At 59.2% G+C, this 19,987-nt stretch carries 17 protein-coding genes; 10 read left to right on the top strand and 7 right to left on the bottom strand.

Annotation, left to right across the window (positions count from 1 at the left end):
- Window positions 1–5: 5 nt before the first annotated feature.
- Entirely contained in the window at window positions 6–1,211 is a 1,206-nt protein-coding gene (locus tag IOD40_RS17280) for an alpha-hydroxy acid oxidase (RefSeq protein ID WP_198477957.1), read from the bottom strand.
- A 137-nt stretch (window positions 1,212–1,348) separates the two neighbouring features.
- Between IOD40_RS17280 and IOD40_RS17275 the strand changes: the two genes are divergently transcribed.
- The 9 genes from IOD40_RS17275 (at window position 1,349) to IOD40_RS17235 (ending at window position 11,637) form a co-directional block, all read left to right on the top strand.
- A complete protein-coding gene (locus IOD40_RS17275; protein ID WP_198477956.1) occupies window positions 1,349–2,701 on the top strand; it encodes an MmgE/PrpD family protein in 1,353 nt (450 codons plus the stop codon).
- Between the two features lie 92 nt (window positions 2,702–2,793).
- On the top strand, window positions 2,794–3,993 hold the full coding sequence (locus IOD40_RS17270) for a CaiB/BaiF CoA transferase family protein (RefSeq protein WP_198477955.1): 1,200 nt from the start codon (window positions 2,794–2,796) through the stop codon (window positions 3,991–3,993).
- A 32-nt stretch (window positions 3,994–4,025) separates the two neighbouring features.
- Window positions 4,026–5,201, top strand: a complete 1,176-nt coding sequence (locus IOD40_RS17265) for an acyl-CoA dehydrogenase family protein (protein WP_198477954.1) — start codon at window positions 4,026–4,028, stop codon at window positions 5,199–5,201.
- A gap of 18 nt (window positions 5,202–5,219) precedes the next feature.
- A complete protein-coding gene (locus IOD40_RS17260; protein WP_198477953.1) occupies window positions 5,220–7,010 on the top strand; it encodes an acyclic terpene utilization AtuA family protein in 1,791 nt (596 codons plus the stop codon).
- A 14-nt stretch (window positions 7,011–7,024) separates the two neighbouring features.
- A complete protein-coding gene (locus tag IOD40_RS17255; RefSeq protein ID WP_198477952.1) occupies window positions 7,025–7,804 on the top strand; it encodes an enoyl-CoA hydratase-related protein in 780 nt (259 codons plus the stop codon).
- A gap of 65 nt (window positions 7,805–7,869) precedes the next feature.
- Window positions 7,870–8,616 (top strand): electron transfer flavoprotein subunit beta/FixA family protein, encoded by a 747-nt coding sequence (locus IOD40_RS17250; RefSeq protein WP_198477951.1) that lies wholly within the window; start codon window positions 7,870–7,872, stop codon window positions 8,614–8,616.
- 23 nt (window positions 8,617–8,639) lie between these two features.
- Window positions 8,640–9,569, top strand: coding sequence for an electron transfer flavoprotein subunit alpha/FixB family protein (locus IOD40_RS17245; RefSeq protein ID WP_198477950.1), 930 nt, complete (start codon window positions 8,640–8,642; stop codon window positions 9,567–9,569).
- 29 nt (window positions 9,570–9,598) lie between these two features.
- Window positions 9,599–10,417, top strand: coding sequence for an HpcH/HpaI aldolase family protein (locus IOD40_RS17240; RefSeq protein ID WP_198477949.1), 819 nt, complete (start codon window positions 9,599–9,601; stop codon window positions 10,415–10,417).
- Window positions 10,414–11,637 (top strand): MFS transporter, encoded by a 1,224-nt coding sequence (locus IOD40_RS17235; protein ID WP_198477948.1) that lies wholly within the window; start codon window positions 10,414–10,416, stop codon window positions 11,635–11,637. Before IOD40_RS17240 ends, IOD40_RS17235 begins: the two co-directional genes overlap by 4 nt.
- A 45-nt stretch (window positions 11,638–11,682) precedes the next feature.
- Here the strand turns inward: IOD40_RS17235 and IOD40_RS17230 are convergent, their stop codons facing one another.
- The gene (locus IOD40_RS17230; protein ID WP_198477947.1) at window positions 11,683–12,666 is read right to left on the bottom strand and encodes an aminopeptidase; all 984 of its coding nucleotides are present in this window, start codon (window positions 12,664–12,666) and stop codon (window positions 11,683–11,685) included.
- Between the two features lie 123 nt (window positions 12,667–12,789).
- Between IOD40_RS17230 and IOD40_RS17225 the strand changes: the two genes are divergently transcribed.
- Window positions 12,790–13,944, top strand: a complete 1,155-nt coding sequence (locus IOD40_RS17225; RefSeq protein WP_198477946.1) for a mandelate racemase/muconate lactonizing enzyme family protein — start codon at window positions 12,790–12,792, stop codon at window positions 13,942–13,944.
- A gap of 23 nt (window positions 13,945–13,967) precedes the next feature.
- Here the strand turns inward: IOD40_RS17225 and IOD40_RS17220 are convergent, their stop codons facing one another.
- The 5 genes from IOD40_RS17220 to IOD40_RS17200 all read right to left on the bottom strand — a co-directional run bounded on the left by IOD40_RS17220 (window position 13,968) and on the right by IOD40_RS17200 (window position 19,855).
- Window positions 13,968–15,458, bottom strand: a complete 1,491-nt coding sequence (locus tag IOD40_RS17220) for a tripartite tricarboxylate transporter permease (RefSeq protein WP_198477945.1) — start codon at window positions 15,456–15,458, stop codon at window positions 13,968–13,970.
- Window positions 15,459–15,487: 29 nt separating this feature from the next.
- The gene (locus IOD40_RS17215) at window positions 15,488–15,994 is read right to left on the bottom strand and encodes a tripartite tricarboxylate transporter TctB family protein (protein WP_198477944.1); all 507 of its coding nucleotides are present in this window, start codon (window positions 15,992–15,994) and stop codon (window positions 15,488–15,490) included.
- A 67-nt stretch (window positions 15,995–16,061) separates the two neighbouring features.
- Window positions 16,062–17,465, bottom strand: a complete 1,404-nt coding sequence (locus tag IOD40_RS17210; protein WP_198477943.1) for an MmgE/PrpD family protein — start codon at window positions 17,463–17,465, stop codon at window positions 16,062–16,064.
- 9 nt (window positions 17,466–17,474) lie between these two features.
- Window positions 17,475–18,833 (bottom strand): MmgE/PrpD family protein, encoded by a 1,359-nt coding sequence (locus IOD40_RS17205; RefSeq protein WP_210336963.1) that lies wholly within the window; start codon window positions 18,831–18,833, stop codon window positions 17,475–17,477.
- 5 nt (window positions 18,834–18,838) lie between these two features.
- On the bottom strand, window positions 18,839–19,855 hold the full coding sequence (locus IOD40_RS17200) for a Bug family tripartite tricarboxylate transporter substrate binding protein (RefSeq protein ID WP_198477941.1): 1,017 nt from the start codon (window positions 19,853–19,855) through the stop codon (window positions 18,839–18,841).
- Window positions 19,856–19,987: the final 132 nt, after the last annotated feature.

Here is a 19,987-nt window from a genome sequence, read left to right as displayed (position 1 = left end):
TTTCCCTATGGCCGGCGGCGTATGGAGTGCTGACCCAGATGGTCGAGACGGGTGACGCCACACAGTGCCATCGTGTTTTCGATCTCGGATCGAAACAGTGCAAACATGTGATCGAGCCCTGCGCCGCCCGCGGTTGCCAGAGCGAAGACCCCGACGCGCCCAAGCTGCACGGCAGTGGCTCCTGATGCGATGGCTTTGCAGACGTCGACGCCCGAGCGGAAACCGCCATCGACCAGAAGGGGGAATTCGCGCGAGACCTCAGCACGAAATTCGGGCAACACCTCCATCGGCGAGATCGCGCTGTCGAGCTGTCGCCCGCCATGGTTCGATATGACGATTCCATCGTAGCCGGCTTGCACCGCGAGGGAGGCCTGGCGGGGATCCACGAGGCCCTTCACCAGAAGCGGCCCCTGCCATTCATCGCGCACCAGCTTCAGGAGATCCCAGCTCAAGGCACGCGTGAAGCGATGTTTGCGACTTTCCGACTGGTTGGCCGCACCTTCGCTTTGCTTCTTATTCTCGTCCACCTGGAGATACGGCGTCGGCTGCCCGTGATAAAGCATCTTCATGGCCCAGACGGGGCGGGCCGCACAATCCAGCGCTTTTCCTGGACTCCAGCGGAACGGCATGACGAAGCCGTTGCGCGAGTCCCGATGGCGCTGGCCAGGAGCGGCTACGTCAACCGTCACTTCAAGTCCCGTAAAACCTGCGTCCCGTGCCTGCGCTACCCATTTGCGCGCTAACTCCCTGTCAGGTGGTGGATAAAGCTGAAACCAGGAATTGCCGCTGCCTGCGCGCGCAACCGCGTCCGGTGCGACGCTCGAGGCATTCGGCATTACATAGCGGGTGCCATGGCGCGCAGCTGCCTTCGCAAATTCGATCTCGCCCTTCGGCCATGAAGCGGATGCGAGGCCGGTTGGTCCGATGATGATGGGAAGAGAAAGTGTCTCGCCCAACAGCGAGACCGACATATCGCAGGCGCTGACATCGTGCGGTGCGGACGGTACCAGCCGAATCTCTTCGATGGCGGCTCGATTTTCGCGGATGCTCAATTCCTGTCCCGCGCCGCCATCAATGTAGTCGAAGACCATCTTCGGCAGTCGCTTTTGCGCGACGGCACGAAAATCACCCGGGGTGTGCACTTTTTGCAGCCTGTGTCTGCGCAATGCCGCGCGAAACCCGCTGTCGGCGGTTGTATTGGTCGTGTTCATGTCTGTGCTCCCCCGCTGACGGCTTGACGGCCGACGCTCGCGCCTCCTATCAAATTCCTCACAGCGTATAAATATTCGCTACCACGAATTCTTATCCGAATCCGGATGAAGGGCAAGTGAGTGCGGGAGGAGAGATGATGAAGAGTCTGACCGAGTTTTTCGGAGAAGTGATCACAACGACGATGCCGGCCGATATTTCGGAGGCAGCACGTGAGCGGGCGCGGGTTTCACTCATCCACAATCTTGCAGTCGCCATGGCCGGCCGTCGTCGAGAGCAGGTGGCCTTTCGTCTTGCGGTGTCCTGTCACGCCGCTCCCGCGCAGGCGACTTTGCTTCATAATGGAGCGCGCGTCTCAACGGATGCGGCTGCTTTCGCCAATGGAGCGCTATTTCATGCGCGCTCGCAGGATGACACACATCCAGATTCCACATCTCACCCAGGAGCGCCTGTCATGGCCGCCGCTCTGGCGATTGCGGAGGAAACCGGCGCGTCGGGGGGCGAGTTTCTTGACGCGATCATCATTGGTTACGAGGTGCTGTGCCGCGTCGGTCGCGACTTCGACCAGCTCATCTCGAAGCGGGGATATCGTGCGGCGGCAGTCTTCGGCGTGTTCGGGGCGACGGCTGCTGCTGCGCGCCTTCTGAAGCTGGATCCCGTTCAGGCTGGGCACGCGCTCGGGCTTGCCACTCATATGTCCGGTGGGCTTTCTCAGGTCTGGCACGAGGGAAGCGCAGAATTTCCGCTGCAGTTGGGCTTTGCAGCCCGAAGCGGAATTGAAGCTGCCCGCGCCGCGGGTGCAGGGGCGACAGCCGCCAAATATGCGCTTGAAGGGCCGCGTGGCTTTTACAACGCTTATGCAGGGGTTGCCGGTCCCGCTGTCGAGGCCGTGGCCGATTATGGCCACTGGCAGATCGAAGAAGTTACCGTCAAGCCATTCCCGGCCTGCGCAATTTTGCAAGGGCCGATGCAGCTCTTGTGCGAATTGCTTGCCCGCGAAGGTTTGCACGGCGAAGACGTGTCCAGCCTCGACTTGCATTTGAACCCGTACGAGGCTGGCTATACCGGCATCGATAATCCCGGTCCGTTTTCCAGCGCCACTGCCACGAAAATGAGTGCGCAATTCTGCCTTGGAAACGGCTTGGCGTATGGCCGCCTGGCCCTCTCTGACCTTGAGCAGCTTAGCGACCCCTCCGTCCTTGCGCATGCAAGCAAGATCCGCGTGGTTCCAACGTCGGAGGTTGCGGAGCGCATCTGCCTCCTACGCATAACGACATCTTCCGGGCGAGTGGTCGAGAAAAGTCTCGAGGAGGCTGTCGGCCGCCCGTCTGTTTCTCAAGTCCAGGCATTCGCACTGGGGCTGGCAAGCGAGTTCGGCGTGGATCAGGCCGCCATCGGTCGGATGCTCGATTTGGTTGCCGGTATCAGCGAGGCGCCGGACGTCGGTGAATTGGTGGCCTGCGTGTCCCAAACCGGCATCGTCGCAGCTTGACATAGGTCCGGAACATCAATTACCAATTCGCATTAATGAAATAAGTTTCGCACTACCGAAAAAAGGTAGGGCGGCGGTGAGTGAGAGGAAGCATGAGCGGGAATTCAACGCTTGGGAGCGAGGCGATTGCGACGGGTCCATTGGCCGGCGTGCGCGTTCTTGACCTGACGACGGTCATCATGGGTCCGGCGGCGACGCAGATCCTCGGGGATCTGGGCGCGGACGTGATCAAGATCGAAAGTCCGGGTGGAGACTCGATGCGATATATCGGGCCGGCTCATCACGAGAGCATGGGGCCGCTCTTCATTCAGTCGAACCGCAACAAGCGCAGCGTCGTACTTGATTTGAAGTCGAAGGAAGGTCGCGAGGCTCTGCTGTCGCTGGTCCCTGATGCCGACATCCTAGTCTACAATGTGCGCCCGCAGGCAATGAAGCGCCTCGGCATCGATTATGAGACGCTGTCAGCAATCAATCCGAAGATCATCTTTTGCGGTGCAGTCGGCTACGGCAGCGAGGGGCCAAACTCAGGCCAGGCGGTTTATGACGATCTGATGCAGGCTGCCTCAGGCATTTCGGGCCTGTTCGAGGCGGTGGACGGCGCGCCGCGCTATGCGCCCGTCAATATCTGCGACCGGGTGGTCGGACTTTATCTGACGATTGCATTGACGAGCGCTCTCTACAACCGTTCGGTCACCGGCAAGGGCCAGGAAATTGAAGTCCCGATGTTTGAGACGATGGCCCAGTTCGTCGTTGCCGATCACATGGGCGGGCGCGCATTTGAGCCGAACATCGGGGCAATGGGTTACAAGCGCCTGCTGTCGCGCGTGCGCGGGCCATACAAAACCAAGGATGGCTACCTGTCGCTGGTGGTCTACCTCGACAAGCATTGGCATGCCTTCTGCGAGCTGGTGGGCGATCCGGGCATGATCGAGCGGGATCCGCGTTTTGCCACACAGGAACTGCGCACGCAAAATGCGGAGCTTGCCGGCCAGTACCTGGCCGAGCATCTGCCGAGCCGGACCAATGCCGAGTGGATCGAGTTCTGCCGGTCGATCGATATCCCGGTGGCGGGAGTCAACAGCATCGAGGACCTTTTCGAGGATCCGCATCTCAAGGCCGTTGGCTTGTTCGAGCAGGCCGAGCACCCGAGCGAAGGCACCATCAACTACGCCCGGTTCCCCATCAAGTTCAGCTCGAGCCCGGCTTCCATAAGGCGACTTGCACCAAATCTTGGTGAGCACACCGAGGAAGTTCTGGGCTTCGTGCCCTCCCGCGATTCAGCCGCGAACTGATAACGCGCACTCCAGACGACGAGGATCATGCCATGAATTTTGACGCTCTTGCCAACACGCCGGACCGCGCTGAAATCCGCGACGCCGTTAAGGCCATCTGCGATCGTTTCGACGATCAGTACTGGCAGGAAAAGGACCGTACCGGTTCGTTCCCGACTGAGTTCACATCAGCTATCGCCGAGGGCGGCTGGCTCGGCATTGCCATGCCGGAAGAATATGGCGGTGCGGGCCTTGGTGTGACTGAAGCTGCGATCATGATGCAGGTTATTGGTGCATCAGCGGGCAGCTTCGCGGCTTGCTCGGCAGTTCACATCAACATCTTTGGGCCGCACTCGATCGTCGTGCACGGCACCCCTGAACAGAAGGAGCGCTGGCTGGTTCCGCTGATCAAGGGAGAGATCCGTGCCTGCTTCGGCGTGACCGAGCCGGATGCTGGCCTCGACACCACCAAGCTCAAGACGCGGGCCGTGCGTCAAGGCGACAAATACATCGTCAATGGCCGCAAGATGTGGATCTCGACGGCACAGATTGCCGACAAGATCCTGCTGCTCGCCCGCACGACCCCGATTGAGGAGTGCAAGAAGCCGACCGATGGCCTGTCGATCTTCTTCACGGACTTTGATCGCAGCAAGATCGAAGCGCGTGAGGTCCACAAGATGGGCCGTGCAGCTGTCGACTCCAATGCGCTGTTCATCGATAATCTCGAGATCCCGGTCGAGGATCGGATCGGCGAGGAAGGCAAGGGCTTCCGTTACATCCTCGACAGCCTCAACCCGGAGCGCATCCTCAACGCGGCAGAGTGCATCGGCGTTGGCCGTCGCGCGCTGTCGAAGGCTGTCCAGTACGCCAAGGATCGTGTCGTGTTCGGTCGTCAGATCGGCATGAACCAATCGATCCAGCACCCGCTGGCTGAGAGCTGGTCAGAACTGATGGCTGCAGAACTGATGGTTCTGCGTGCAGCAGAGCTTTACGACGCTGGACAGCCGTGTGGTCCGGAGGCAAATGCCGCCAAGTACATGAGCGCTGACGCGAATTTCCACGCATGCGACCGCGCAGTGCGTACGCATGGCGGCATGGGTTACGCTTCCGAGTTCAACGTTGAGCGCTACTTCCGCGAGGCTGTAGGCATGCGTTTGGCGCCGGTATCGCGCGAACTTATCCTCTGCCATATCGCAGAGCGCGTGCTCGGGCTGCCGAAGTCCTACTAAGTCCAGAAAGAGAGAACCGTGAGCGACAAGATTGTGCGCATCGGCGGTGCTTCGGGCGCATGGGGCGACAGCCCCATGGCGATCCCGCAGCTCCTGACCGCTCAGGTTGATTACCTGATGATGGACTATCTGGCGGAAGTGACGATGTCGCTTTTGGCCAGAGCAAAGATGAAGGATCCGTCAGCCGGGTTCCCGCCGGACTTCATCAATTACATGAACCCCACCCTGAAGCAGATCTCCGAGCGAGGCATCAAGGTCGTCACCAACGGTGGTGGCGTGAACCCGTCGGGTTGCCGAGATGCACTCCAGGCGGTCGCTGATGAACTGGGCCTTTCGGTCAAGATCGCCGTCGTGACCGGCGACGATGTCATGCCTCTTCTCGACGACATGCGCGCAGCCGATGTTCGCGATGCGCATTCGGGGCGTGGGCTTCCGGCAGAAATGTTGACCGCCAACGCCTATCTTGGCGCGTTGCCGATCAAGGCGGCGCTCGATCAGGGCGCGGATATCGTCATTACCGGGCGCTGCGCCGACAGTGCGCTTGCGCTCGGCATCCTGATGCATGAGTTCGGCTGGGCGGAAGACGATTATGATCGCCTCGCTGCTGGCAGTCTCGTTGGTCACGTTCTCGAATGTGGTCCGCAGGCAACCGGTGGCACCCACACCGATTGGGAAGATGTCCCGGGTTGGGAGAACATCGGCTACCCGATTGCGGAATGCCGCGGAGATGGCGCATTCATTCTATCCAAGCCTGAGGGAACCGGTGGCCTGATCGCGCCGCAAGTTGTGGCAGAGCAGGTCCTCTACGAGATTGGTGATCCGTCGGCGTACATGCTGCCGGACGTCACCGCAGACTTCTCCGGTGTTGAATGCACGCAGGAAGGTCCGGATCGGGTTCTCGTTACGGGAGCGCGTGGCCGCGCCCCAAGCACGACCTACAAGGTGTCGGCAACGTATCAGGACGGTTTCCGTGCCGTGGCGACGATCTCGATCGTCGGCCCGGATGCAGCCCGCAAGGCTGAGCGCACCGCCGCTGCGATGATCGCTCGCGCGCAGATGCAATTCGCTACCCGTGGTCTGCCTGACTTCACTGCGACGCATGTCGAGGCACTCGGTGCAGAGGCAAGCTATGCCGGCGGGTCCAAGGCGCGTGCGACACGCGAAGTTCTGCTGCGCTGTGTGGTTCAGCATCCGAGCCGGCAGGCCCTCGACCTGTTCTCGAAAGAAACGGGATCTATCGGCCTGTCGTTCTCGCCGGGTACAACCGGCATCTTTGGTGGTCGTCCAAAGGCTACACCAGTTGTCCGCCTCTTCACCTTCTATATCGAGAAGGCAAAGATGGCTGCGCCGGTGCTGAATATGGGCGGCGTGGATCAGCCGATCACTATCCCGGTTGGCGTCGACATTCCGCTCCCGACGCGTCCTGAAGGGGAGGTAGCCGGACCATCGAGCGAGCCAGAGGTTGAGGTTCCGCTCTTGGCGGTTGCGTATGCGCGCTCAGGCGACAAGGGCGATTCATCTAACGTCGCGATCATTGCGCGTCGGCCTGAATTCTTGCCTGTGATCCGCCGAGAGGTCACCCCGGAGAAGATGCTTGCCCATTTTGAAGGCCTTGTGGAAGGTCCCGCCCAACGCTTCGAGGCTCCCGGCCTCAACGCGGTGAACTTCCTGATGCAGGGTGCGCTAGGCGGTGGCGGAATGGCCTCGCTTCGTATCGATCCGCAAGGCAAGGCGTTCGGTCAGATGACGCTGGAAATGATGATTTCGGTCCCGCAGAGCTGGGTCGAACAAGGCCTTATCAAGGCCTGAGGGGGAGAACGGAAATGACACAGGAAGCTCCTGTTCTTGTCGAGATCCGTGGTACGACGCTCTGGATCACGATCAATCGCCCAGAACGTCGCAACGCGATCAACGAGTCGGTCATTGAGGGTATCAAGGCGGGGATGCTCCAGGCATCTGCCGATCCTCAGATTCGTGCAGTCGTACTCACCGGCGTAGGTGAAAAGGCATTCTGCGCTGGCGGCGACCTTCAACAGGGTACCTCGGTCTTTGGCGATCTCATTGATGAGCCGACCACCGATTTTGGTCGTCTGGCGCGCGTCGTCCGTCAGATGGGCATTCCGATCATTGGCCGTATCAATGGCGCCTGCGTCGCCGGCGGCACGGCGTTGATGTCGCTGTGCGATCTGGTTGTCGCTGCAGACCATGCTCGGTTTGGCCTGCCGGAGACCAAGGTCGGCGTTATCCCGGTTCAGGTGCAGGTCTATTTCCGTAACCTGATCCATCCGCGTCATGCGCTCGAACTGATCCTCACTGGTGATCTGATCGACGCGCAGCGTGCGCGGGAGATCGGTCTCGTCAATTACGTCGTGCCAAATGACGAATTGGACGCACGGGTCGATGCGCTTCTGGAAAAGGTCAAAGGCGCATCGCCGGTTGCCACCAAGCGTATGAAGCAGGCGATCAACGCCATGGAGACCATGAACTTCCATGAAGCGATCGCTTTTGCCGAAAGCCAGATCATGCTGACCGCGCAGACGAGCGATGCCAAGGAAGGCCTCGCCTCATTTGTCGAGAAGCGGAAGCCGCGCTGGGCTGAGTAATCCAATGGGTGCCGGACCCCGGGCCCGGCACCTGAACCTTATTCCATTTATCGAGCTAGGTAGCCATGAAAGTACTAGTCCCAGTCAAGCGGGTCGTAGACTACAACGTTAAGATCCGCGTGAAGTCGGATGGCTCGGGCGTTGAGCTTGCCAATGTGAAGATGTCGATGAACCCGTTCGACGAGATTGCCGTCGAAGAGGCGATCCGTCTGAAGGAAGCGGGCAAGGTCGAGGAGATCGTGGTCGTGTCGATCGGCCCGGCGCAGGCGGCTGAAACGATCCGCACCGCGCTCGCCATGGGCGCTGACCGCGGCATCCTCGTCAAGGTCGACGATGTGGTCGAGCCGCTCACGGTCGCCAAGCTTCTGAAGGGTGTTGTTGAGGCCGAAGGCCCGCAGCTCGTCATCCTCGGCAAGCAGGCGATCGACGACGACGCCAACCAGACCGGCCAGATGCTGTCGGCGCTGCTCGGCTGGTCGCAGGGCACGTTTGCTTCGAAGGTCGAGCTTTCCGACGGTTCCGCCCAGGTCACCCGCGAAGTTGATGGCGGCCTGCAGGTCGTCGACATCAAGCTGCCGGCGATCGTCACCACCGATCTTCGCCTCAATCAGCCGCGTTATGCATCGCTGCCAAACATCATGAAGGCCAAGAAGAAGCCGCTCGATGAAAAGTCGGCTGCTGATTACGGCGTCGATGTTGCGCCGCGCCTCAAGGTTCTGAAGACCGAAGAGCCGGGCGGCCGCAAGGCAGGCGTCAAGGTCAAGGACGTGGCGGAGCTCGTCTCCAGCCTCAAGTCCGCTGGCGTCATCTGATTTCGGGAAAGGGAGTTTTACCAATGGCTATTCTTCTCGTTGCCGAACATGACAACGCAACCCTGTCGGATCAGACCAACAAGGCGCTGACCGCAGCTTCGCAAATCGGCGGCGACGTCGACGTGCTCGTTGCTGGCAAGGGCGCGCAGGCTGTCGCCGATGCTGCTGCCAAGCTCGCTGGCGTGCGCAAGGTTCTCGTTGCTGATGCTGACGAGCTTGCAGAGCGTCTTGCCGAGCCGACCGCTGCGCTGATCGTGTCGCTGGCTGGTGGCTATGATGCCATCGTTGCGCCGGCCACCACCACCGGCAAGAACGTCCTGCCGCGCGTTGCTGCACTTCTCGACGTCATGCAGATCTCGGAAATCACCGAGGTCGTCTCTGCGGACACCTTCAAGCGTCCGATCTATGCCGGCAACGCGATCCAGACGGTTCAGTCGTCCGATGCCAAGAAGGTCATCACCGTTCGCACCGCGTCCTTCTCAGCCGCTGGCGAAGGTGGTTCGGCCTCGATCGAAACGGTTGCAGCTGCCGCTAACCCGGGCGTCTCGACCTTTGTTGAGAACAAGCTGTCGGAAAGCGATCGTCCGGAACTGACCTCGGCCAAGATCATCATCTCGGGTGGTCGTGCGCTGGGTTCTTCGGAAAAGTTTGAGGAAGTTATCGTTCCGATCGCCGACAAGCTCGGCGCTGCAATTGGCGCGAGCCGTGCAGCGGTCGACGCGGGCTACGCCCCGAACGACTGGCAGGTCGGCCAGACCGGCAAGGTCGTTGCCCCAGAACTCTACATCGCCGTCGGCATCTCGGGTGCTATCCAGCACCTTGCTGGCATGAAGGACTCGAAGGTCATCGTCGCGATCAACAAGGACGAGGAAGCCCCGATCTTCCAGGTCGCAGACTACGGCCTCGTCGGTGACCTCTTCACCATCCTGCCTGAACTCGAAAAGGCGGTGTGAGCGATAGCGCAAGGGGGAGGCACATCGCGATGACCAAAGCATTCAATGATCGCCACCCCTTCGAGGTGGGGGGCAGACGCATTCTCGACAGGCTGAAGTCTGGAGAAAGATGCGTCGCCCTTGGTCTTCGCAATGCCAGAACACCCGAGATCGTGCGTCTCGCCGCCTCCTCAGGCTATGACCTAGTCTGGATTGATATGGAGCATGCTCCAATCAGCATCGAAACGGCGGCGTCGCTCGCCTCGATGGCAGCGTCACTGGGGCTTGGTGGCTGGGTACGTGTCCCGGAGGGGATGAACGGCCTCGTTGGTCCTTTGCTCGATGGGGGCGCGGGCGGCATCATATTCCCGCACATCCATAATGCGGAGACGGCGCATGCTGCGGTTTCTGCCTGCCGATTCCCTCCTCACGGAAGTCGATCTCAAAACGCGCTGCTGCCGCAACTGGCGTACACCCGTTTGTCGCCGTCAGATACTATGCGTCGTGCTGATCACGCTGCCATCGTTCAACTGCTGATCGAAACGCCGGAAGGCATTGATCGGATCGATGAGATCATGTCCGTGCAAGGCATAGACCTGATCGCACTTGGCCTCAATGACCTTTCAACCTCGATGGGCTATCCGGGGGAGCCGGGGCATGCGGAGGTAGTCGGCGCCTGCCGACGTGTTACCGAGGTGTGCGGCAAACATGGCATCTCGGTGATAGCTGGCGGCGCAGGTTCTCCGGATGTGTTTGCGAAGCTCGTCGATCTTGGCATCGCACCACTTGCCTTTGTTGGCATGGACACTGACATGCTTTGCGACATCCTCGCGCAGCGCAAAAACAAGTGGCTCGAGGATGGATCTTGAGGTCACCACTGGACAGCCGGCAACCTGACTGGCGGCTTGTACTTCTGGTCGTCTGCATCGCGCATTGCGCCGCCACGACCCTGATGCGCGTCGTGCCGGTTCTCGGACCGGACCTCATCGTCAACCATGGCTGGACGCCCGAACTCATTGGCCATGTCTCGACGATCGCAAATGTTGGCTCGGTCGGTTTTGTATTGATCGGGGCAGGGGTCTTTCGCCATCTCGGATCCGCCAGAGGTATTTTGCTCGGCTTAGGAAGCGGAGTGGCAGGACTTGCGATGCTTGCCGTGCCAGCCGTGGGAATGCCCTTGCTGGCCGGGATATTGATCGGCTTCTCCCACGCACCGTCTCATCCTGTCGGTAACGACCTGCTGCAGAATCACTCGCCGCAGGGCCATCGCTCCCTGATCTTTTCTATCAAGCTGTCAGCGCCAGCCTTGGGCGGCGTGTTATCGGGCCTGGTGCTTCCTGCCGTTGCGCTTACTTATGGGCTGTACACGGCATTGGTCACGGCAGCCATTCCGCTTCTCATCGGCGCGCTGGCTTTGATCCCGCTCTACGGGCAGCTGCGTGCGCTCGATGCGCAAACGACGCGCAATGGCGGCATGTTCAACATGCGCAATGTCACCGGTCCAATGCGGACCGTGATGCTAGATCCAACATTGCGCAGCCTGGCAATGACCGGTTTCATACTCTCGCTGGTCCACAGCGCGTGGCTAGTCTACCTCCCGACCTATCTGTCGGTGGAAATTGGCATTCCGCCCATCGTCTCCGGCTACATTTTCGCGGTGCTGCAGACCGGTGCGTTCCTCGGACGCCTTATGCTGGGTTGGGGAGCCGACAAAATCCTCACGCCGCGATCCGTGCTGGTCTGGGCACTGATTGGAACCGCGGTGACTACATGCATCCTACCCGCCATCGCGCCTTATTCGAACGGGCTCGTGCTCGGCATTCTCGCCCTGATCACAGGTATTGCCGCGGCGGGCTGGAGTGGCGTTCAAGTTGCTGAGGTGATGCGTCTCGCAAAGCCCGACAGCCTGATCGACGCGGCCTCGGGGGTGATGGTAACCACGGGTGCCGGGGTCATCATCGGCCCGCTCCTGTTTCCCTTCCTGATCAACTGGACGGGCTCCTGGGAGGCAGCGTTTGCCTCGCTCGCCATCTTCCCCGTGCTTGCGGTGTTCACCCTGATCTTCCGACGACGATCCCGGCGGGTTTAGGGAAGGCAGAAGGAAGGACCGGCAGCACGCCGCCGGTCGTTGTTCTTAAACCAGCACTTCGCCATTTTTGACAACGTCGACCCCGTCGAGTGTCAGCGTCGGTGCCTGCAACATCACGTCGAAGTGCAGATCGGCCCGCACGGATCCGCCGATCGTCTCGCTGGTGCCAATTCCGATGTGGCAGCTTCCATAGACGCCGTGCTCATTTGAAAACTGTCCATTGAATGCAACGCATTCTGGATTTAAGCCGACTGCGAGCTGCGCGATATTGTAGATTCCTTCGCCTTCGTTCCGAGCCAAGATCTTGCGAAGCCTCTCCGCCTGCGGCCCTCCGCTGATCGAGACGACGTTACCTTTCTCGACGATGAGTTCGATTGGCTGGTGGATCACTCCAATATCGAAGTTTGGGATGCTGCCGTCGACAACAATACGACCCTCGCTGACGCCCTCGACAGGTGAGATATTAGCCTCGATATGGACGAGCGCCGTCACATCGCCGGGTTCCCGAACAATCCCGGAATGGGAGTTACCATTCCGCCCTTCGAGGTTGAACGTGATGTCCGTGCCGGCCCTGCTGGTGAGTCGTGCGACCCGAGCCTGGGTTAGCTTGGACGCCATTGCGTCGCATTGCGGCTTCTGAGCTTCGAAATCAGCCAGAAGACCGCCGCGGTAGAATTGCTCCTCTTCGAATTTGGTCATTGATAGAGAGCGAGCTCCCTTGCGCACAGCCTCAATCGCAGCGCGCGAATGTCCTATCGATCTCGTGACCATCATGAATAGGACATCCACCTTTCCGGAGGTCATGAGTTGGGCGACAAGTGGATGTGGCTCCTGCCCATCAAGCTGATTGGGCGACATGGAAGCGATGACGGGTTCTACCCCTATAGCGCGGGCGGCGGCGGCGACCATCAAGGCGGACGAATAGCGTTCAGGGTCCGTCACGATCAGGACGTTCTCCCCCGCACGCAGGTTTGCGCACTCCCTCACAATCTTCAAAGCGCCCTTGAACATAAGCTCATTTTTACTCAATTGAATCCTCCCAAAATTCGTATGTGCGAAAAAAATTCCGCTGTTATGAGTAAAATGCGCGCACTATAGTGTCAATGCAACATCAAAGATGATGTTATTTTGCACTTGTTTTGGGAGGAAAACTTGAAGATTGCGAATATCACGGCCAGTCTACATCGGCATGCGATCCGGATTGAGGGGATCGCCGAAGCACTCGAGCAGCGACAATTCGTATTTGTAGAAGTCGAGACCGAATGCGGGCTGACGGGCTTCGGCGTGACTGGACAGTTCCTGCCATGGGCGGTCATGCCCTGCATCCAAGATCATATATTCCCGGTTCTTAAGGGGATGGATGTTCGGGAAACCGAGAAGATCCATCACGCGGTTTGGAAGAAGCTGAACCCGCGGACTTATACCGGAGTGGTTTCAAACGCTCTTTCCGCTATCGACATCGCCCTCTGGGATTTGCGCGGCAAGGCGGAGGGGCGGACCGTCGCGCAACTACTGGGTGGCTACTCCAATCACTGCCCGGCTTATGCCACGTTCGGCTACGCCTACTTCAACCATGAGGAACTCGCTGAGTACGCCAACAAATTTGTCGGAATGGGCTTTGATGCGATCAAAATGGTTGTTGGCGACGACGGTCACGACTGGAAGGAAGATGCGCGCCGCGTGAGAGCCGTACGCCGGGCCATTCCAGATCATGTCGAACTTCTGATCGACGGAAACTACTTCTTCAACCCCGCTGAAGCTCGGCTCCTGTGTCGCGAGATCGAGGATTGCGGAATAACTTGGTTCGAGGAGCCCGTTCACCAGAACGATACACGTGCAATGGCGGATCTGCGCATGCATACGCGGATTCCGCTAGCTGCCGGCCAGATGGAAGGTCATCGCTGGCGGTTTCGTGATTTGATACTGCATCAGGCCGTCGATTTCGTGCAGCCCAACTGCTGCTACAATGGTGGATACACGGAATCCCTCAAGGTGGCGCATATGGCGCAAGCATTTAATCTGCCAGTTGCCAACGGCGGGGGGTGGCCGATTTTCAATATGCACCTAATGGCCGGATTAATGAATGGCGGTCGGGTCGAGTTTCACTACGGCATGTGGGAAGCTGGAAAACGGTTTTTCAAGGGCGCTCCGGATCCTGTCGCAAACGTCCTGACTATCCCAGAGGCTCCGGGATTGGGCTTTACCGCAGACCGAGACCAATTGAACGATTGCGTGGTTAAGTCGCCGGATAATGCTTTATCCGCTCAGGATGCCCACGGTTACACGCGACGTAAAAAGGCCGACTAGGCGCCGGCCTTTGGAAGAAAGTGTCAAGCTGACACTTTCTTCCATTTTTTGTTGATCAGAAGTCGCCACAGCGGGCGGAGCATGACGATCAGGGTGAGAAGGAACAGCACCGCACAGATCGGTCGCGCCAGAACCTCCCACAAGTTTCCCTGGGTGATCTGCCAGGTCCGCATGAAATTTTCTTCCGCAAGCGGGCCGACGATGAAGCCTAGCAGGAAAGCCACAACGGGATAGCGGAGGCGGATGAACGCGTAACCCAGCGCGCCGGCCGCGAGCGCCACGAAGATATGGCTATAGTTGAAGCTAGCTGCATAGATCCCGACCACGGAGATCACGCAAACCAGCGGTACGAGAATAGGGATTGGGATTATCGTAAGCAACGACAATGGTCGCGACATTGTCAAACCGACGATCATTGTAAGCACGGCGCCAAACAGGATCGAACCGATGATCGTGTAGAGAATGACGACGTCGTTCGTAAACAGGGTCGGTCCAGGTCGGATACCGTGGAGCATCAGCGCGGTCAGGAGCAGGGCCGTTGATACGCTGCCCGGAATGCCGAAGGATAAGGTCGGGACCAGGGAACCGCCAATGACCGAATTGTTCGCCGCTTCAGGTCCGGCGATACCAGCGGGGTGTCCCCTGCCGAAACGTTCGGGCTCTTTGCTCAATTGCTTTTCAGTGATGTACGACATGAAGGTCGCCACGGTGCCGCCCTCGCCGGGCACGAAGCCGACCAGAATGCCCATCCCAGATCCACGTACAATCGCCTTCCATTCACGGATTGCGTAGACTATCCCCCGCCACATGCTCCCAAGTCCGGCTAGAGAGTTGGAGATGGAGTTTGGATTTCGCGACAGGCGGACCATCTCCGAAAACGCAAATAGACCGATCATGACAGCGACGAGGTCGATGCCGTCGACAAGGTCGCTGATGCCGAAGGTGAAACGGGGATTCGCATCGAGCATGCTCGCGCCAATCGTGGCCAGTAGCGCGCCGAGGATGCCCGCAGTGAACCCCTTGAGATAACCGGTATCGGATGCTGCGACGATAGAGGCGAGGCCGAAGAGTCCGAACATCAGGAATTCCGGAGACCCAAACGCCATCGCCAGATATTCCAGAAAAGGCAGCGCAACGATGAGGCACAGCCCGCCGAACAGTGCGCCGAAGGCGGAGGCGGTGGCGGAGATAGCAATCGCAGTCGCACCTTCACCTCGTCGGGCCATTGCATAGCCGTCCAGGGTCACAGCCGCAGAGCTTGGTCCTCCCGGTGTGTTGATGAGGATTGACGGGATGCTTCCCGCATATGAGACCCCGCTATAGACACCGATGAGGATAATCATCGCGTCGGCAGGCGTCATCGACAAAGTGAAAGGGATCACGAGAGCCGTCGTAAGCGCGCCCCCAATTCCGACCATCGCACCTCCAACGCAGCCGATCAGAAAGCCGACGGTGGCGAGAAAAAGGCCGTTGAACGAAAATAATACAGTTATAGCTTCCCAGATCGGGCTCATAGTCATGTCCTAAATTGGGGGTCCTGCGCCTAAAGGCGCGAGCTCCAGACAGGAACGTTCGCAACGGTGTCGAACATCAAGGTCAGGCCGACGGCAAAGCCTGCGGTCACTGCGACGATCCAGAGTGGTTTCCGGTACCCCATCACGAACATGTAGACGGGCACGAAGACGAGCATAGCCGGACCGAAGCCGACCCACTGCGCCACAAGGCAATAGGCGAACAGCCAACCGGCTGTGAAAATACGCCGTAGTGAGAATGGCTCGGAGCCCTGCTGCTCAAGGGCTGCGGAATTGTGCCGCATACGTTGCAAGATCGCGAATATTGTCTGCGCACCTGCCAGAACGATGAGGGTTCCTGCCAACATGCTCGGCCACAGCCCGGCCTGCGTCTGAATATTTGTGGCTTGGATCAAGAAGACGATAGCGGCGACGCACACGAGCGAAGCGAAACCTATCCCACCCGTACTGCTGTCAGGTGCTGGCCCCTCATCTTCAATTAGGTCGATTTCTGGCGCTTTGTCTGTTTGAGCGGTCATTTGCACCTCCTCCGTGCGGATAACCGGATTCTGGCGGAAGCGCTTTGCACCCCCGCCGTGGAATCTCCTAAAGCCCGTTGAACAAGTCGGACACGTGCAATGCCTGCTCCACATTGACGAAGCGGCTGATGAGGTCATCACCTTTCTGCGCATCGATAGGTTTGGCGGCCAGGGACAGATGATCTTTAAAGACCTGAATCATGGTCTCTGTTGTGACGGGGTTCTTAGGGTGGCCGGAGCAGTAGGCCACAGGCTCGGAACGAAATACGTTCCCGTCCTTCAGGCGCACCTCGACGGTAACGCTCTCACGACCTTCCTGCCTGTCTACCTCCACCTTGTGGGCAAGCGCAATCAAATCCGGGTTGTGAACCAGCGCATCATCGAAGTGGTTCAGCTTCAGAGTTCCGTCACGCAAGGTGCAGGCGATGACCCACGGCAGGCTGAACTGGGCGTCAATGCCATTATGTGGATTGAGCCTCCGCTCGCGCGGTTCCGTCATGATGTAGAGGGTGGGGCTTCCCTCGACAATCAGCGTATCAAGATTTTCGAGCGTAAACTGCGGCAAAAGCTGCCTGACCGCATCAAGAACGGGATGGGCGACGACCCCGCATGGATATCCTTTGAAGCCAAGATGCCTGCCGAGAAAATCCTTGCCAAGGCCATTGAGGATGGAGTCGTAGTCGATCGTGTGGTTCGGGTAGTGGAGTTTGTAGAAGCCGAACCGCCCGGATAGGAACTGCCGCGCGCCCGAAATGCCGTTCTGCGCGAGCGACACGGCATGGAACGCGTTGCGGACGGCAAAACCACCCTGCATCCGGATGCCGAGCACACCTTCCATCTGCCCTTGGAAGTTGCCGCAAGCCTGCGCATGGATGAGACCAAGCGCATCCAGCATTTGCTCTTCGTCCAGTCCCAAAACCTTTCCGACGGCAACCGTCGCGCCGTAATTGCAGAAGAGGTAGGTCGAGTTCCACGGCGTCCAGACCGGTGATATTTCCCCGCGGATGGCCGACAAGAGGCGAGCCTGGAGGTCAACGCCAACAGCGATTGCGGTCAGGACTTCCCGGCCGCTCACGCCACCCTTGGCCTCCGCGGCAGCAAGAACGGCGGGGGCAACTGCGAATCCAATCGCGAAGCCGCCCGCATTATCAAGCCAGTATTTGTCTTCATACTCATGCGCCTTGGCAAAAACGGCGTTGGCGAACGCCGCGTCTGCTGCCGGTGCTTTCAACCCTGTGCCGATGAGGGTGGCCTGTTGGTGTCCTCCCGAAGCCGTCACAAAGCGGATGACGCCGTCGGAGCCATCAGCCGCTGATCCGGCGACAGCCGTGGCGGTGGCCCAAAGAAGCGTGCGACGTGCAGCATCGATGGTTTCCGCGTCGAGGTCTTCGAACCTAACGGAGACGATATGTCTTGCGATCGCTGCTTCGAGCGCCGGGGTCTTCAGGTGACCTTCATGTTCAAAATGCATAGTCAATCCTTAGGTTCTCAAGATGCTTGTCAGTTCGCCGATGTCATCAAGCTGATCGAGGCTTTGGCACATTATGAAAAAGTCCTTGAAGTTAGACTTCCCGATCAGGTTCGGAAGAAGATCTTCCCACTTTCCGTGAAGCGCCGACCAGTCCACGCCGCCGCGCAGTGCGTGGCCCTGGGGGTGATCAATTCGCTTGCGGAAGTGAGTCCCGGTCAGCGTCTCGATTTCGACGATGGCTCCCCGGCCATGTGGGAGGGTTCGATCCATCTCCTCGTCGGCAACTGCCCTTATCTTGGGCCGCAGTGCCTTCACTTCAGGTCGCGCAATCGCCGTTGCCGAATGCGCTTCAGTAAATCCAAGACGTCCGTGCACAATGGCGACCGCCATCATGTCTTCCACGCAAATGCTAGGCATTTCACGGTTGGAGACGGTATCTGCGGTGTGCTTGGTCAGGCGAACTGTGACCGATGCGATGTCGTTGATCGCGAGCTTGTTTTCATCGACGATCAGCAGAGCGGCTTCTACCGGAGCGTGGATGGGATAACCCGCCGAGTAGAACTTGAAGTTCGCCCCATTGACTGCGAACTCGGAGCCAAGACCCTTCGACAGCTGTACCTCTCTGTCTGCGGAAGCCCAGCCCAGAGGTCCGTGTTTTGAGTCGAAGACATAGTCATGGCCCTCGAAGCCGGACGCAGCCAGAAGCGCGGCGGTCACGCCTCCTGAAGCTGCTTGGCCCGTGGAGAGGGCCTTGCTCATGTGGCGCCGTTCTTCAAATACGACCGCGAGTCCGCCGGCATAGCCAGACGCAAGCGCGGCGGCATACCGAATCCCGTCGCTATCCAGTCTGAGCAACTTCGCGCAGGCCATAGCTGCGCCGTAGCTGTGCAAATGGTCCGAATGGATGTGGTGGGCATTGCGAAGGCTGAATGCACCTCCGACCGAAGCGACGAGGCGGGTGCCCACATCGTAGCCAAGGGATATCGAGTGGATGTAATCGCGCCCGGTGACACGTCGAGCCTCGGCGATCGCCAAGGTCGAATGGACCACGACCGCCCCCGGGTGGCCGTCTGTTACATGCGCACCGTCGAACTCATCGGCGTGTCCTGCCGTGCCATTTGCAAGTGCTGCTGCGGCTGCGGGTAGTCGCAGTTTGGTACCAAGTACAGTGGCTTCAGGGGTTCCGCCCATGGAGCCGGTAAACCTTGTAATTAGCTCACCCGCAATGAGCTGTCGCCCGAGTATCGCACAAGCGATCTCGTCAAATATGATAAGCTTCGTTCTCTCGACAACGTCCGCTGGAAGCTGCGCATAGCTGCTCCCAGCGACGTAGTCGGCGAGAACCTGGGTCAGGTTCTGCTTGGACATCATTATTACTTGCGTTCCAACAATTGTTGCAAGGCGGGGAGTGTCTCGAGCTTGCTGAAAGCGCCATTAATGGCCTCGCCAACAACTTCCGGGGCCATATATTCTAGCTTTATGCCCGCCTCACCCATTGTCGTGATGACGTTGGCATCAGTCACTACGTCACGAAAGAGTGCGATTAGGTGATCCCGCAGCGCCGGCTCCATGTTCGGTGGGCCGACAATGACGCGAATTGGTGCGGCGACCTCTGCCATTGAAGGATAGCCGAGCTCTGCTGCCGTCGGCGTGTCCGGCATTCCTGCAACCCTCTCGACATTGCCCAGTACCAGAAGAGGGCGAAGCGTACCGGACGCCATGCCGTCGATGACCGCATCGTACGACGCTAATCCCGCAGGAACTTCGTTTCGAGCGATGGCCGCATTACCCGCACCGCTACCGTCATAGGCGACGTATTCAGCGAAGCCGAGTTCCGCATCGCTTCTGAGAAGCTCTGCCGTCAGTTCTGAGGAGCCTGCACGGTCGGTGCCTCCGAGTAGGCGCTGCGCGCCGGTCTCATAGGCTTCCTGCAACTGCTGATACGTCTCGATCCCGGACTTCGCGGAGGTTGCCAGCACCGTGAAGGTGCGGCCGAAACCGCCTAGAGGCGTGAGCGTGCGAATGTCCACCGGTGCCGAGGTGCCGCGCGCCAATTGAGACAGGACGGTGTTTGGCGGGTTATGCACGCCGATCATCGCTTCATCTGGCCTTGCCCGCGCAACGCGGCTTAGCCCCAGCAGGGAGCCATCGCCTGGAACGTTGGAAATGGCTATCTGCGAAGACAGTCGAGGGCGCACGTGCTCCATCAACTGGCGGACCATGATGTCGCTGCCGCCGCCCGCCGATAGCGGGATGATTACTTCAAGGCGGCGAATAGTTGGAGCGCTCTGCGAAAAGGCCTGGCCAGTAGATGCCAATGCCAGAGCTGATGCGACGCCAGTTAGAACGAGGCGCCGATTGACGCCCCCGCAAACGGTACCGTTATTCATTTCTCTCTCCCAAGCGCTCGGTGCGCTGCTTCATTTTGAAGTCTTTTTCTTATTTCGGCAGTGCGAAATAAAGTTCCTCTGAGCGAATTAATTCACGAACGACAACGATGTGTCAACATGTTCTGCCGTGGT

Origin of the sequence: Aquamicrobium zhengzhouense (assembly GCF_016124105.1) — a bacterium.
GTDB classification, from domain to species: Bacteria; Pseudomonadota; Alphaproteobacteria; order Rhizobiales; family Rhizobiaceae; genus Aerobium; species Aerobium zhengzhouense.
Note: the sequence above shows the minus strand (reverse complement) of the source record. Positions and strands in the feature narration are given on the sequence as shown.